This window comes from Microbacterium sp. USTB-Y (assembly GCF_023703415.1).
Lineage (GTDB): Bacteria > Actinomycetota > Actinomycetes > Actinomycetales > Microbacteriaceae > Microbacterium.
The window spans coordinates 285,025-299,466 of sequence record NZ_JAGMTU010000001.1 but is presented as its reverse complement, the minus strand read 5'-3'; the positions used below and the strand labels follow the sequence as shown (position 1 = coordinate 299,466).

Sequence of the window (14,442 nt, the reverse complement as noted above, 5' to 3'; positions counted from 1 at the left end):
GCGTCCCATTCGTCGCAACCAGCGAAGGACTGCACGTGGACCTCTACGAGTACCAGGCACGAGACCTTTTCGAGAAGTACGGAGTGCCGGTCCTCGCCGGCATCGTCGCCGACACCCCCGAGGAGGTGAAGGCAGCGGCGGAGAAGCTCGGCGGAGTGGTCGTCGTCAAGGCGCAGGTCAAGACCGGCGGCCGCGGCAAGGCCGGCGGCGTGAAGGTCGCGAAGAACCCCGACGAGGCGTACGAGGCCGCGAAGGCGATCCTGGGCCTGGACATCAAGGGCCACGTCGTCAAGCGCGTCATGGTCGCCGCCGGCGCCCGCATCGCCCGCGAGTTCTACTTCTCGGTGCTGCTGGACCGCTCCAACCGCTCCTACCTGAGCCTCGCCTCGGTCGAGGGCGGCATGGAGATCGAGCAGCTCGCCGTGGAGAAGCCCGAGGCGCTCGCCCGCGTCGAGGTCAACCCGCTCGAGGGCATCACCCCCGAGAAGGCGCTCGAGATCGCGAAGGCCGGCAACTTCGAGCCGGGCCTCGCCGAGAAGGTCGCCGACGTCTTCGTCAAGCTCTACGAGGTCTACAAGGGCGAGGACGCGACCCTGGTCGAGGTCAACCCGCTCGTGCAGACCGAGGACGGCGACATCATCGCCCTGGACGGCAAGGTCACGCTCGACGACAACGCCTCCGAGGTGCGCCACCCCGAGCACGAGGAGCTCGCCGACAAGGCGACCGAGAACCCGCTCGAGGCCAAGGCCAAGGAGTCGGGCCTGAATTACGTCAAGCTCGACGGCCAGGTCGGCATCATCGGCAACGGCGCGGGCCTGGTCATGTCGACCCTCGACGTCGTCGCCTACGCGGGCGAGAACCACGGCGGCGTGAAGCCGGCGAACTTCCTCGACATCGGCGGCGGCGCGAACGCGCAGGTCATGGCCTCCGGGCTCGACGTGATCCTCGGCGACGAGCAGGTCAAGAGCGTCTTCGTCAACGTCTTCGGCGGCATCACCAGCTGCGTGGCCGTGGCGGAGGGCATCGTCAAGGCGCTCGAGATCCTCGGCGACGCGGCCACCAAGCCGCTCGTCGTTCGCCTCGACGGCAACCAGGTCGAGGAGGGGCGCGCGATCCTCACGGCCGCGAACCACCCGCTCGTCACGCTCGCCGCCACCATGGACGAGGGCGCCGACAAGGCCGCCGAGCTGGCGAACGCCTGACCTTCCGACGAGACAAGGACTAGGAACATGTCTATCTACCTCAACAAGGACTCCAAGGTCATCGTCCAGGGCATCACGGGCGGCGAGGGCACCAAGCACACCGCGCTCATGCTGAAGGCCGGCACCAACGTCGTCGGCGGCGTCAACGCGCGCAAGGCCGGCACCACCGTCTCGCACACCGACAAGGACGGCAACGCCGTCGAGCTGCCGGTGTTCGCCTCCGTCGCCGAGGCCATCGAGAAGACCGGCGCCAACGTGTCCGTCGCCTTCGTGCCGCCGGCGTTCACGAAGGACGCGATGATCGAGGCCATCGACGCCGAGATCCCGCTGCTCGTCGTCATCACCGAGGGCGTGCCCGTCGGCGACTCCGCCGAGGCGTGGGCGTACGCGACCGAGAAGGGCAACAAGACCCGCATCATCGGCCCGAACTGCCCCGGCATCATCACCCCGGGCGAGGCGCTCGCGGGCATCACGCCGGCGAACATCACGGGCAAGGGCCCGATCGGCCTCGTCTCGAAGTCGGGCACCCTGACCTACCAGATGATGTTCGAGCTGCGCGACCTGGGCTTCTCCACCGCCATCGGCATCGGCGGCGACCCGATCATCGGGACCACGCACATCGACGCGCTCGCCGCGTTCGAGGCCGACCCCGAGACCAAGGCGATCGTGATGATCGGCGAGATCGGCGGCGACGCCGAGGAGCGCGCGGCCGAGTTCATCAAGGCCAACGTCACCAAGCCCGTCGTCGGCTACGTCGCGGGCTTCACCGCCCCCGAGGGCAAGACCATGGGCCACGCCGGCGCCATCGTCTCCGGCTCCGCGGGCACTGCCCAGGCGAAGAAGGAGGCCCTCGAGGCCGCCGGGGTCAAGGTCGGCAAGACGCCGTCCGAGACCGCCGCCCTGCTGCGCGAGGTGTTCGCCGCGCTGTAAGCAGCTGCCGATCGAAGGGCCCCGGGCGGATCTGCCCGGGGCCCTTCGTCGTGCCGTCCGGTGAGACCCGGAGAGCGCTCCGGCCCTGCCGGGAAGAGGTGAATCGACCGAGATCGGGCGGATCTGGCAGGATCCGCCTGATCTCGGTCGATCGTCCTGATCTGGGGGCAGGAGGCGAGCCAGGAGGCGGGCAGGAGGCGGGCCAGGAGGCGGGCCGGGAGGCGGGGCAGGAGGCGGGCCGGGACGGGCGGGATTCCGCCAGCCGGAAGCCCACGGCGCGACGGTCAGGCGGGGCCGGCGAACGCCCGGCGGTGCGCGCCCGGGGTGGTGCCGAAGCGCGCGCGGAAGTGGTGGCGCAGGGTCACGGCGCTGCCGAAGCCGGTGCGATGCGCGACGGCCTCGACGGGCAGATCCGAGGCCTCCAGCAGCCGCCGCGCCTCGTCCAGGCGGCGCTGCAGCAGCCAGTCGCCGGGGCTGCTGCCGGTGCGGTCGCGGAAGCGCCGGGTGAACGTGCGGCGGGAGAGGTGCACGGCGCCCGCCCAGGCGTCGAGGGGCGCCGGGGTGTCGAGCCGCTCGAGCGCCCAGGCGATGGCACGGTCGATCTCGTCCCCGTCCCGGTCGGCGGCGAGCGGGCGGGAGAGGAACTGCGCCTGGGATCCCTCGCGGTGCGGCGCCATCACGAGCGAGCGGGCCAGGTCGGCGGCGACGGCGCTGCCCTGCTCCGTGCGGACGACGTGCAGGCAGCAGTCCAGGGCGGCTGCCACGCCGGCGGAGGTCACGACGTCGCCGAGGTCGGTCCACAGCGCCTCGCACCGCACCGTGAGCTCGGGGTGGCGCGCGGCGAGCTGCGGGCCCGCGGACCAGTGCGTGGAGACCTCCCTGCCCTGCGCGATGCCGCTCGCGGCCACCACGAAAGCGCCGAGGCACAGGCCGAGCACCTTCGCCCCGTGCGCGTGCGCCGTGCGGACCGCGTCCAGGAGCTCGGCGCTCGGCACCAGATCCGGATCCCAGCTCGGCAGCACGACGAGATCCGCGGTCGCGAGGAGGTCCAGCCCGTCGGTCACCAGGAGGTCGAGCCCGGCGGCGGTGCGGACGGCTCCGGGGTGCTCCGCGACGGTGACGACGCGGTAGGCGGCCTCGACCGAGCGGACGCCGACTCCGCCGAAGACCATCAGCGGGACGGAGAGGTGGAAGGGGCTGATCCCGGGGAACGCGAGGACGGCGGCGGTGCGCATGGCCCGATCTTATCGAAAGGTGTCATCAGGGCCACTCCCGCGCCGTCTACCGGCTCGCCACGATGGATCCATGACCCAGAACCCTCTGACCCTCACCCTCGTCGGCGGACCGACCGCCGTGATCGACTACGCCGGCCTGCGTCTGCTCACGGATCCCACCTTCGACGCCCCGCAGACCTATCCGGGCGGCATCCCGCTGCACAAGCTCACCGGCCCTGCTCTCGACGCCGACGCGGTGGGCGAGATCGATGCGGTCCTGCTCTCGCACGACCAGCATCCGGACAACCTCGACGAGGCAGGGCGGGCGTTCCTGCCGCGCGCGGGAGTCGTGCTCTCCACCCCGGAGGCCGAGGATCGGGTGGAAGGGGTCACCGGGCTCGCGCCGTGGCAGACCCACCGCATCGGCGATGTGGAGATCACGGCGGTGCCGGCGCTGCACGGGCCGGAGGGCGCCGAGGAGCTGTCCGGCACGGTGACCGGCTTCGTGCTGAGCGCGCCGGGGGAGCGGGTCGTCTACGTCTCCGGAGACAACGCCTCGGTCGCGCTCGTCACGGCCATCGCGGAACGGATCGGGCGCATCGACGTCGCGGTGCTCTTCGCCGGTGCGGCGAACGTCGGCCGCTTCGGCGACGCCGACCTCACCCTCAACGCGCGCACCGCGGTCGAGGCGGCGCGCGAGCTCGGCGACGCCGTGATCGTGCCCGTGCATGCCGAGGGCTGGCACCACTTCTCCGAGACCCGCGAGCGGCTCGTGCGGGAGTTCGGCTACGCGGGCCTGTCCGACCGGCTGCGCGTGCCGGAGGCGGGCGTCCCGCTCCCGCTCTGAGCCCGGCGACGCGGTGCGCTGCCGGACGCACGTCGAGGCCCGCTCTGCGCATCGAGGCCCCCTCCCGGAAACGTTCCGGGGAGGGGGCCCCGATGCTGCGAGGGGGCCTCGACGGATCTGGACGGATCCGGGCGCGGCCGGCGGATCCTCAGGCGCCGAGCAGCGCCTCAATGGGGCCGCGGGCGAAGAACAGCACGAACCCGATGCCGACCGCCCACAGCAGCGGATGGATCGTCTTCGCGCGGCCGGTGAGGGCGTTCACGACGATCCAGCTGACGAACCCGGCGCCGATGCCGTTGGCGATCGAGTAGGTCATCGGCATGACCGTGACCGTGAGGAACACCGGCAGCAGGACGCGGAAGTCGGTCAGGTCGATGTTCTTGATCTGCGACAGCATCATCGCGCCGACGAGCACGAGCGCTGCCGCCGCGACCGCGCTCGGGACCAGGGCGGTGAGCGGCGTGAAGAACATCGCGAGCAGGAACAGCACGCCGGTGACGGTGGTCGCGAGGCCCGTGCGCGCGCCCTCGCCGATGCCCGCGCCGGACTCGACGAACACGGTCGCGGACGAGGACGACGTGCCCCCGCCGACGATCGCGCCGACGCCCTCGACGACGAGCGCCGACTTGATGCGCGGGAAGTCGCCCTTCTCGTTCGCCAGGTCGGCCTCCTTCGCGAGACCGGTCATCGTGCCCATCGCGTCGAAGAAGTTCGAGAACAGCAGCGTGAAGACGAACATCACCAGGGTGACGCCGCCGACCTTCGCGAGGTCGAAGCCGAAGTCGACCCGCCCGATCAGGCTGAGGTCGGGGATGCTCACGATGCTGCCCGAGAAGCCGAAGTTCAGCCCGAACGGCCAGATCAGGTTGAGGATCGCGGCGAGCACGGTTCCGCCGACGAGCGCGATCAGGATCGCCCCCTTGACCCGCAGGGCGATGAGCACCCCGCCGATCAGCAGGGTGAGCACGAACAGCAGCGTGGGGATCGAGGCGACGGATCCGCCGACGCCGAGGTCGACCGGCGGGGAGGGCTGCTTGGTCGAGGTGACGAAGCCCGCGTTCACGAAGCCGATGAAGGCGATGAAGAGGCCGATGCCGACCGTGATGGCGAGCTTGAGCTGCACGGGAACGGCGTCGAAGATGAGCTTGCGCAGTCCGGTCGCGGCGAGCAGGACGATGATGAGGCCGTTGATCATCACCAGTGCCATCGCCTCGGGCCAGGTGACCGACTTCACGACCGTGAACGCGAGGAACGCGTTGATGCCGAGCCCGGCCGCGAAGGCGAAGGGCAGCCGGGCGACGAGCCCGAACAGGATCGTCATCACGCCCGCGGTCAGCGCCGTGGCGGCGGCGACGGCAGTGCCGGGGAGGGTGTGGCCGGCGACGTCGGGCGTGGCCAGGATGATCGGGTTGAGGATCACGATGTAGGCCATCGTCACGAAGGTGACGATGCCGCCGCGGACCTCGGTGCCGAGGGTGGATCCGCGTCGGGTGATCTCGAAGAACCGGTCGAGGGCGTTCTTCGGCTCCGCGGCGGTCTGGTCGGTCGTGGGCGGGGGGACTGTTGTCATGGGGGACCTCCGCGGAAAACCGTATCGCGTCGCGGATGTCGTCCGTGTGTCGCGCTGCGGGCGGCGTCGCCCGCGTGCCCGCAGGGGAGCGCGAAGGGGAGGACGTAGGCTCGAAACCGTCATGCAACGCCTCCTCATCGTGCTCCTGGCGGCGGTCGACGCCGTGGTCGCGGCCGCGATCGGCCTCGCCCTGCTGCTCGCCCCGCTCACCGTGATCTGGGCGGTGGCGTTCGGGCAGCGCGCCGACTGGGGGGCGCTGTGGCCGACGACGGCGACGCTGTGGCAGTTCGGGCACGGGGTGCCGCTCACGGTCGCCCTGCCCGACGCGCTGGTGCGATCGACCGGACTGGATCCCTCCGCCGCGCGTTTCGTCCTGTCGGTCGCTCCGCTGCTGCTGCTCTGCTTCACGGCGATCTTCGCGGCGCGTTCCGGCCGCCGCGCGGCACTCGCCGGATCCTGGCCCAGCGGCGTGATCAGCGGCACGGTCGTCTTCGCGGCGATCTCCGCCGGCGCCGCGTTCACGGGCGCGCTCGGGGCGGTGCAGACCCCGTTGTGGATGGCGGTGCTCTTCCCGCCGCTCGTCTTCCTCTGCGGTGCGCTCGCCGGTGCGATCGCCACCGCGTGGAGCGAGGGCGACGGAGGCCTCGTCGACCGGGTGCAGGACGCCCTCGACCGCCACCCCGACTGGGCGCACACGCCGGGCGACATCGTACGAGGGGCGGCCGTCGCGGTCGCCGGCGTCGTCGGTGCGGCCGCGGTCGTCGTGGCCGTCGCGGCGCTGGTGCGGGGCGGTCAGGTCGTCGCGCTGTTCGAGGCCCTGCGCGCCGACGGGCTCGGCGTCGTGGTGATCGGGCTCGCACAGCTCGCCTACGTCCCCACGCTCGTCGCGTGGGCCGTCGCCTGGATCGCAGGCCCCGGCTTCTCGATCGGCGCCGGCACCGCCGTGTCTCCGGCGGGCACCGCGCTCGGAGTGGTCCCCGGAGTCCCGGCGCTGGGCCTCGTGCCGGACAGCTCCTCGCCGTGGTTCCTCATCATCGTGCTCGTGCCGATCGCCGCGGGCGCCCTCGCCGGCTGGCTCATCCGCTCGCAGCAGGTCGCCGCCGGGGCCGAGGCCCCTTTCGGCCCGCGCGCCGCGACGGCGGCGGGCATCGCGGTGCTGGCCGGGGGAGCGGGCGCGCTGCTCGCGGCGCTGTCGCGCGGATCCCTCGGGCCGGGGCGGCTCGCCGTCGCGGGGCCGGATCCGGGCCCCGTGGCGCTCGCGCTCGGACTCGAGGTCCTCGTCGGCGCCGGCATCCTGCTCCTCGCCCCTCGCCGCCGCGGTCCGCTCGACGCCGCCTGGCTCGACGACGAGGACGCGCTCCGCTCCGACCGCGTATGAGCGCGGCGCCTCCGCGGCCCGTCGCCCGCGACGACTCGCCACGGCGGACACCCCCTAGACTGTTCGGGTGCTGACGGTCGCCGTACTCATCTCGGGCACCGGCTCGAATCTTCGTGCCCTCCTCGACGCGGCCGACGACCCCGGATTCCCGGCCCGCGTCATCGTGATCGGGGCGGACCGGGAGGCCGACGGGCTCGCCCACGCCGAGGCCTTCGGGATCCCCTCGTTCGTCGTGCCCTGGGAGGCCTTCGCCACCCGGGAGGAGTGGGGCGCCGAGCTCGACGCGCAGCTCAAGGTCTGGAACCCCGACCTGATCGTGCTGTCCGGCCTCATGCGCCTGCTGCCGCACGACGTCGTGGCGGCCTGGGCGCCGAACATCATCAACACGCATCCCGCCTACCTGCCCGAGTTCCCCGGGGCGCACGGCGTGCGCGACGCGATCGCCGCGGGCGTGAGCGAGACCGGAGCCAGCGTGATCGTGGTCGACGACGGCGTCGACAGCGGACCGATCCTCGCGCAGGAGCGCGTGGCGGTGCACGAGGGCGACACCGAGTCCGCGCTGCACGAGCGCATCAAGCCCGTCGAGCGGCGCCTGCTGATCGACGTCGTCCGCCGCATCGCCGAGGGCGAGCTCGACCTCGGCGCACGCCCCCCTGCTCGGGACGCGCACCGGCCGCAGGCCGGCGACGCGACCTGACGCCAACCCGGAAGGAAACCCCGATGGCCGGTCCCGCCCACGACCCGTCTCTCTACCGTCCCCGCGATGCGGTGCGCATCCGCCGCGCTCTCGTCTCCGTGAGCGACAAGACCGGTCTCGTCCCCCTCGCGCAGGCGCTGGCCGACAACGGCATCGAGATCGTGTCGACCGGATCCACCGCCCAGACCATCCGTGCCGCGGGGCTCGACGTCACCGATGTGGCGGCCGTCACGGGCGTCGCCGAGATGCTCGACGGCCGCGTGAAGACGCTGCACCCGTCGATCCACGGGGCCGTGCTCGCCGACCTGCGGCTGGAGGACCACGAGCAGCAGCTCGCCGAGCTCGGGATCAGCCCGTTCGAGCTCGTCGTGGTGAACCTCTACCCGTTCGTGGAGACCGTCGCCTCGGGCGCGGTCGGCGACGACGTCGTGGAGCAGATCGACATCGGCGGCCCGGCGATGGTGCGCGCGGCGGCGAAGAACCACGCGAACGTCGCGATCGTCGTCTCGCCCGAGTCCTACCCGTCGCTGCTGCGCGCCCTCGAGGAGGGCGGCACCACGCTCGCGCAGCGCCGCGAGTTCGCCGCGCGCGCCTTCGCGCACACGGCCGCCTACGACACGGCCGTCGCGCAGTGGTTCTCCGACGGCACCCTGTCCAGCGACACCGAGCTGCCGGAGCACCTCACCATCTCGGCGTCGCGCCTGGCCACCCTGCGGTACGGCGAGAACTCGCACCAGCGCGCCGCGATCTACACGCGGGCGGGCGGGCACGGCATCGCCCAGGCCACGCAGCTGCAGGGCAAGGAGATGTCGTACAACAACTACGTCGACGCCGACGCCGCCCTGCGCGCGGCCTACGACATGGTGCACCCCGCGGTCGCCATCATCAAGCACGCCAACCCGTGCGGCATCGCGACGACGGCGCCGAACGCGCTGGATCCCATCGCGAGCGCGCACCTGCGCGCGCACGAGTGCGACCCCGTGTCCGCGTACGGCGGCGTGATCGCGGCGAACGGCACCGTGACGCTGAAGATGGCGGAGAACCTGAAGGACATCTTCACCGAGGTCATCGTCGCCCCCGCGTTCGAGCCGGCGGCGCTCGAGGTGTTCAAGGCGAAGAAGAACCTCCGCCTGCTGCAGCTGCCCGACGACTGGCAGCAGGAGCGCATGGACGTGCGCCTCGTCTCCGGCGGACTGCTGCTGCAGGACGCGGACCGGTTCCCGGACGACATCGTCTCGGTCGCCGCGAACTGGGAGCTCGTCTCGGGCGAGCGCCCCGACGATCTGGAGATGGAGAACCTCATCTTCGCCTGGAAGGCGTGCCGCGCGGTGAAGTCGAACGCGATCGTGCTCGCCAAGGCGAACGCGACGGTCGGCGTCGGCATGGGGCAGGTCAACCGGGTCGACTCCTGCCGTCTCGCCGTCGAGCGCGCGGGCGACCGCGCGGCCGGATCCGTCGCCGCCTCCGACGCGTTCTTCCCGTTCGCGGACGGCGCCCAGGTGCTCATCGACGCCGGTGTCACGGCGATCGTGCAGCCGGGCGGATCGGTGCGGGACGAGGAGGTCGTGGACGCGGCGCGCAAGGCCGGCGTGACCATGTTCTTCACCGGGGAGCGGCACTTCTTCCACTGAGCCGGAGGTCTCCACGGCTCCCAGCCGGCCCGAACTCTGCAGGACGATCGCACGTTTGCAGGATGGATCCGCGGATCCTGTCCTGCAGACGTGCGATCGTCCTTTTCTCTTGAGTCGAGAGGACCGGGTGGGAGCGCACTGTCATGTCCGATTTCCGCGAGCCTGCGGGAATCGGACATGACAGGGTGGAGGCATGAGCCTTCCCGCGATGACCTTCGACGAGCGGTACCGCGCCATCGACGCGCGGGACACCCGCTTCGACGGGCAGTTCGTCACGGCCGTGCGCTCGACCGGGATCTACTGCCGGCCGAGCTGTCCGGCCCGCACGCCCCGGCCCGAGAACGTCACGTTCTTCCCCACCAGCGCCGCGGCGCACGAGGCGGGCTACCGCGCCTGCAAGCGGTGCCTGCCCGAGGCGGCGCCCGGATCGCCGGAGTGGAACCTGCGCGGCGACGTCGTGGCCCGCGCGATGCGGCTCATCGCCGACGGCGTCGTCGAGCGCGAGGGCGTGCCGGGGCTCGCCGCGCGGCTCGGCTACTCCTCGCGCCACCTCACCCGGCTGCTCGCCGCCGAGCTCGGGGCGGGTCCGCTCGCGCTCGCCCGCGCCCACCGTGCGCACACCGCGCGGATGCTCCTCGTCGGCACCGACCTGGCGATCGCCGACGTCGCGTTCTCGGCGGGGTTCGCGAGCGTGCGCCAGTTCAACGACACGGTGCGCGAGGTGTTCGGCCTGACCCCGGGGGAGCTGCGCGCACGCCGCCACGGCCGCGACGAGCGGACCGCCGCCGCGCCGGGCGAGATCGGCCTGCTGCTGCCGTACCGTGCGCCGTTCGACGCCGCAGGGCTGTTCGCGTGGATGCGGGCGCGGGCGCTGCCCGGGGTGGAGGAAGCCGGCGAGCGCTTCTTCCGCAGGAACCTGCGGCTGGACGGCGGACCGGGATGGTTCGAGCTACGCCTCGACGACGCCGACCGGCTGCATCTGCGGGCGGGGCTGACGGGTCTCGGCGACCTCGCGCCGGTCGTCGCCCGCGCCCGGAGGCTCTTCGACCTCGACGCCGATCCGCAGGCCGTGGACGCCGCGCTGTCCGCGCACGCGCCGCTCGCGCCGCTCGTCGCCCGGGTCCCGGGCATCCGGGTGCCGGGGGCCGCGGATCCGCACGAGATGCTCATCCGCACGATGGTCGGACAGCAGGTCACCGTCGCGGCGGCGCGCACCGCGCTGACCCGGCTGGCCGAGGAGCTGGGGGAGCGGATCGGATCCGACAGCTCGTTCCCGTCGCAGAAGACGTCGTCCTCCGCCGCGGATTCGGACGACTTCGGCGACGGGAACGCGGCGGACGGCCCGGAGTCGCGGATCCTGTTCCCGACGATGGCGGCGATCGCCGAGCACGGGCACGAGGTGCTGCGCGGACCTGCCGCGCGGATCAGGGCCGTCACCGGCGCCGCGGCCGCCCTCGCCGACGGCTCGCTCCGGCTCACGCTCGCGGACGACGGCGCGGAGCAGCGCAGGGCGCTCCTCGCGATGCCGGGGATCGGACCGTGGACCGCCGACTACGTGCGGATGCGGGTGCTCGGGGATCCCGACGTGTTCCTGCCCGGCGACGTGGCCGCGCGCGCCGGGGCCGGCGGAGCCGGGCTCCCGGCGGAGGCCGGCCCCCTGGACGCGTGGGCGGCCCGCACGGCCCCCTGGCGCAGCTACCTCACCGCGCACCTCTGGCGCGCGGCGCCCGTGAGGGTCGCACGGAGCGGCCGGCCGGAGGCGCCGGGCGCCGGTTCGCCGGGTGCCTCAGCGTCGCGTCCCGCCTCACGCCGATGACCCCACCCACCCCCTCGACCACGGAGAGCCCGAGAATGACCGCCATCATCCAGACCATCGCCACCCCCGACGGCCCGTTCACGATCCTCGCGGATGCACAGGACCGCGTGCTCGCGTCCGGATGGACTGCCGACCGCGACGCCATCCTGCATCGTCTCGCCGACCGGAACCGCCCGGCCGACGTCGTCGCCGGGACCACCCGGGCGGCCGCCGCGGTCGACGCGTACTACGCGGGCGACCTCGCCGCGATCGACGCCGTCGAGGTGCACCAGTCCGGCACCGGGATGCAGGACGCCGGGTGGGACGCCCTGCGGCGGATCGCGCCGGGCGCGCCGCTGACCTACACCGGGTTCGCCGCCGCGCTCGGCCGGCCGGGGGCCGTGCGCCCCGCCGCCTCGATCTGCGCCCGCAACGCCGCAGCGCTGTTCGTGCCGTGCCATCGGGTGCTGCGCGTGGACGGGACGCTCGGCGGGTTCGCCTGGGGCGAGGACGTGAAGCGCCGGCTGCTGGATCGGGAGGCCGCCCAGGCGATCCGCGCCTGAGCGCTGGCGGTCCCGACGATCCGGGATGGTCCCGCTGGTGCGGATCGACGAATCGGGAGCCCTCGGAGCGCTCTAGCCTCGACCTGAGCCGACGTCGAGGAGGACCATGCCCGAGCTCGCCACCGTCCAGGCCTGGATCGAGGAGCACCTTCCCACGCTGATGGCACGCCATCGCGTGCCCGCCGTCTCCCTGGCGATCGGCGCCGGAGACGCGACGTTCGTCTGGGCCGGGGGGATCCTCCACCGCGGCACCGGCGTCAAGGCCGACCCCGGATCCGTGTTCCAGATCGGATCCGTCACCAAGGTGCTCACGGCCACACTGGTCCTGCAGCTCGTCGAGGAGGGGGTGCTGGATCCGGACGCCCCGGTGCGGAGCATCCTCCCGGGGTTCCGCGTCCTGGACGACGACGCGTCCGCGACCATCACGACGCGCCAGCTGCTCAGCCACACAGCCGGTTTCGAGGGCGACGTGTTCGTCGACACGGGCGACGGCGACGACGCCCTGGCGCGCTATGTCGGCCTCCTCGCGCAGACGCCGCAGCTCTTCGCGCCGGGGGAGATGTTCTCGTACAACAACGCGGGGTTCTCCACGCTCGGGCGCATCGTCGAGGTGCTCCGCGGAGCGCCGTACGAGCGGGTGCTGCGCGATCGCCTGCTCGCGCCCCTGGGGCTGCGTCACGCGGCGGTGGACGCCTCCGAGGCGATCCTGCATCGTGCCGCCGTGGGGCATCTGCGCCAGGACGACGGCGAGTTCGCCCCGACCGCGGTCTGGGCGATGGAACGCGCGGGGGCGGCGGCAGGTTCGCGGCTCGCGATGAGTGCGGCCGATCTGCTCGCATTCGCCCGGCTGCATCTGCGCGCCGGGGTCGCCCGGGATGGCACCCGCCTGCTCTCCCGGGAGGGAGCGGAGGCGATGCGCACCCCGCAGATCCTCTTGCCCGACATCGACCAGGGAGCCGCCTGGGGGCTCGGCTGGGAGCTGTTCGACCGCGCGGGGCGCCTGATCCCGGGTCACGACGGGAACACGATCGGGCAGTCGTCGTGCCTGCGGCTGCTGCCGGAGCAGGACGCGGCGATCGCCGTGCTCGCCAACGGCGGCGACCCCCATCCCGTGTTCGCGGCGCTCGTGGACGTCGTGCTCGAGGAGCTCGCCGGCATCGCGGCGAAGCCCGCTCCCGCTCCCTCCGGCGCCGTGCCCGCGGACGCCGACCGCTTCGTCGGCCGGTACGCGTCGAGCACCGCGCTCACCACGATCAGCCGCACCGCGGACGGCCGGGTGTGGCTCGACCGCGTCCCGCACGGCGTGGTCGCCGACCTCGGCGACCTGCCGTTCCGCACGGAGCTGGTGGGCTGGCGCGGAGACGTGCTCCTGCCGGTGGAGACGGACGGCGGGATGCGGCAGCCCGTCGCCTTCCTCGGCGACGACGGCGCCGGCCGTGCCCTGTTCCTGCACACCGGCCGCGCCGACCGGCGGGTGGCGTCATGACGCCGTCGCGCGCCGCCGAGGCGCTGCACCATCGCGCGGTCGTCGCGGACGCGCACAACGACCTGCTCTGCGCGGTCGTCGCCCGTCCTCCGGAGCTGTGGGGCGCGTTCTTCCGGGAGCGTTGGCTGCCGCAGCTCGAGGCGGGCGGGGTCGACCTGCAGGTGCTCCCGGTGTTCGTCGAAGACCCGTATCGTCCCGAGGGGGCGCTGCGCCGCACGCTGCGCATGATCGAGGCGGCGCACCGTCTGGCCGAGGAGAACGCCGGACGCGTGGCCCTGTGCCGCACCGGGGCGGAGGTCGACCGCACGATCGCGGACGGCCGGATCGCGCTGGTGCTCGCCCTCGAGGGCATGCCGGGGCTGGACGGCGACGTCGAGCTCCTCGCCACGATGCACCGGCTCGGCGTGCGCGTCGGCTCGCTCACGCACGTGGGACGCGGCGCCTTCGCGGACGGGTCGGGCGAGGATGCGGCCCGCAGCCGCATGACCGCGGCCGGCGTCGCCGCGGTCCAGGAGATGGAGCGCATCGGGATGCTCGTCGACCTCAGCCATCTCGGCGCCGCGGGGGTCTCGCACGTCCTGGAGATCGCGACCCGACCGGTGATCGCGACGCACTCCTCGGCGCGGGCGCTGCGCGACCACCACCGCAACCTCCCCGACGACCAGCTCGTGGCGATCGCGGCGGGCGGAGGGGTGGTCTGCGCCAACTTCTTCGCCCCGTTCCTCGACGTCGGGCACCCCACGATCGACCGGCTCGTCGACCACCTGGAGCACATCGCCGCCGTCGCGGGTGTGGAGCACACCGGGATCGGCCCGGACTTCGTGCAGGAGGTCATCGCGGAGACCACCCCGCCCTGCTGCACCGTCACCGAGGTGCAGGGGGTGCCGGCCGACATCTATCTCCCGGGGCTGGAGGGCCCGCGGGGACTCCCGCTGCTCACGGACGCGCTGCTGCGCCGGGGGTGGCCGGAGGCCGATATCCTCGGCGTGCTCGGCGGGAACGTGCAGCGGCTGTTCCGCCGCGAACTCGGCGTGCCCGGCGGACGATGAGCGGCCAGGTCCGCGGAGTCGTGCAGGGGGACGAACTCGCACGGGTCCGTTCGACGGATCGGACGAACGAGCGGCCGACC

General features: G+C 73.0%; 12 protein-coding genes. 10 read left to right on the top strand and 2 right to left on the bottom strand.

Annotated elements, in window-relative coordinates; all coding sequences use genetic code 11:
- Positions 1 to 35 precede the first annotated feature (35 nt).
- Both sucC and sucD read left to right on the top strand, forming a co-directional pair.
- Entirely contained in the window at positions 36 to 1,202 is a 1,167-nt protein-coding gene (gene sucC, locus J8G10_RS01315; protein WP_251438679.1) for an ADP-forming succinate--CoA ligase subunit beta, read from the top strand.
- 27 nt (positions 1,203 to 1,229) lie between these two features.
- Entirely contained in the window at positions 1,230 to 2,132 is a 903-nt protein-coding gene (gene sucD, locus J8G10_RS01310) for a succinate--CoA ligase subunit alpha (protein ID WP_251438678.1), read from the top strand.
- Between the two features lie 284 nt (positions 2,133 to 2,416).
- On the opposite strand, the gene J8G10_RS01305 is transcribed toward sucD, so the two are convergent.
- Positions 2,417 to 3,367, bottom strand: coding sequence for a GlxA family transcriptional regulator (locus J8G10_RS01305; protein ID WP_251438677.1), 951 nt, complete (start codon positions 3,365 to 3,367; stop codon positions 2,417 to 2,419).
- Positions 3,368 to 3,437: 70 nt separating this feature from the next.
- Between J8G10_RS01305 and J8G10_RS01300 the strand changes: the two genes are divergently transcribed.
- Positions 3,438 to 4,193 (top strand): MBL fold metallo-hydrolase, encoded by a 756-nt coding sequence (locus J8G10_RS01300; RefSeq protein ID WP_251438676.1) that lies wholly within the window; start codon positions 3,438 to 3,440, stop codon positions 4,191 to 4,193.
- 148 nt (positions 4,194 to 4,341) lie between these two features.
- Here the strand turns inward: J8G10_RS01300 and J8G10_RS01295 are convergent, their stop codons facing one another.
- Complete coding sequence (locus tag J8G10_RS01295; RefSeq protein ID WP_251438675.1) at positions 4,342 to 5,763, bottom strand: NCS2 family permease; 1,422 nt, start codon at positions 5,761 to 5,763, stop codon at positions 4,342 to 4,344.
- A 121-nt stretch (positions 5,764 to 5,884) separates the two neighbouring features.
- Here J8G10_RS01295 and J8G10_RS01290 point away from each other — a divergent pair, with 121 nt between their 5' ends.
- From J8G10_RS01290 to J8G10_RS01260, 7 genes are all read left to right on the top strand, one after another.
- Positions 5,885 to 7,141, top strand: coding sequence for a DUF6350 family protein (locus J8G10_RS01290; protein WP_251438674.1), 1,257 nt, complete (start codon positions 5,885 to 5,887; stop codon positions 7,139 to 7,141).
- Between the two features lie 67 nt (positions 7,142 to 7,208).
- Positions 7,209 to 7,838 (top strand): phosphoribosylglycinamide formyltransferase, encoded by a 630-nt coding sequence (gene purN / locus J8G10_RS01285; protein WP_251438673.1) that lies wholly within the window; start codon positions 7,209 to 7,211, stop codon positions 7,836 to 7,838.
- Between the two features lie 23 nt (positions 7,839 to 7,861).
- A complete protein-coding gene (gene purH / locus J8G10_RS01280) occupies positions 7,862 to 9,469 on the top strand; it encodes a bifunctional phosphoribosylaminoimidazolecarboxamide formyltransferase/IMP cyclohydrolase (protein ID WP_251438672.1) in 1,608 nt (535 codons plus the stop codon).
- Positions 9,470 to 9,662: 193 nt separating this feature from the next.
- Positions 9,663 to 11,285, top strand: coding sequence for a DNA-3-methyladenine glycosylase 2 family protein (locus J8G10_RS01275; RefSeq protein WP_251438671.1), 1,623 nt, complete (start codon positions 9,663 to 9,665; stop codon positions 11,283 to 11,285).
- Between the two features lie 35 nt (positions 11,286 to 11,320).
- Positions 11,321 to 11,827, top strand: coding sequence for a methylated-DNA--[protein]-cysteine S-methyltransferase (locus J8G10_RS01270; protein WP_251438670.1), 507 nt, complete (start codon positions 11,321 to 11,323; stop codon positions 11,825 to 11,827).
- Between the two features lie 106 nt (positions 11,828 to 11,933).
- Entirely contained in the window at positions 11,934 to 13,313 is a 1,380-nt protein-coding gene (locus tag J8G10_RS01265) for a serine hydrolase (RefSeq protein ID WP_251438669.1), read from the top strand.
- The gene (locus J8G10_RS01260) at positions 13,310 to 14,362 is read left to right on the top strand and encodes a dipeptidase (protein WP_251438668.1); all 1,053 of its coding nucleotides are present in this window, start codon (positions 13,310 to 13,312) and stop codon (positions 14,360 to 14,362) included. Before J8G10_RS01265 ends, J8G10_RS01260 begins: the two co-directional genes overlap by 4 nt.
- Positions 14,363 to 14,442 lie beyond the last annotated feature (80 nt).

What these genes read in the sequence shown, in the direction of transcription:
- sucD (WP_251438678.1), top strand. Translation starts at nt 1,230, where the DNA reads ATGTCTATCTACCTCAACAAGGACTCCAAGGTCATCGTCCAGGGCATC.
- J8G10_RS01305 (WP_251438677.1), bottom strand. Translation starts at nt 3,367, where the DNA reads ATGCGCACCGCCGCCGTCCTCGCGTTCCCCGGGATCAGCCCCTTCCAC.
- J8G10_RS01300 (WP_251438676.1), top strand. Translation starts at nt 3,438, where the DNA reads ATGACCCAGAACCCTCTGACCCTCACCCTCGTCGGCGGACCGACCGCC.
- J8G10_RS01295 (WP_251438675.1), bottom strand. Translation starts at nt 5,763, where the DNA reads ATGACAACAGTCCCCCCGCCCACGACCGACCAGACCGCCGCGGAGCCG.
- J8G10_RS01290 (WP_251438674.1), top strand. Translation starts at nt 5,885, where the DNA reads ATGCAACGCCTCCTCATCGTGCTCCTGGCGGCGGTCGACGCCGTGGTC.
- purH (WP_251438672.1), top strand. Translation starts at nt 7,862, where the DNA reads ATGGCCGGTCCCGCCCACGACCCGTCTCTCTACCGTCCCCGCGATGCG.
- J8G10_RS01275 (WP_251438671.1), top strand. Translation starts at nt 9,663, where the DNA reads ATGAGCCTTCCCGCGATGACCTTCGACGAGCGGTACCGCGCCATCGAC.
- J8G10_RS01270 (WP_251438670.1), top strand. Translation starts at nt 11,321, where the DNA reads ATGACCGCCATCATCCAGACCATCGCCACCCCCGACGGCCCGTTCACG.
- J8G10_RS01265 (WP_251438669.1), top strand. Translation starts at nt 11,934, where the DNA reads ATGCCCGAGCTCGCCACCGTCCAGGCCTGGATCGAGGAGCACCTTCCC.
- J8G10_RS01260 (WP_251438668.1), top strand. Translation starts at nt 13,310, where the DNA reads ATGACGCCGTCGCGCGCCGCCGAGGCGCTGCACCATCGCGCGGTCGTC.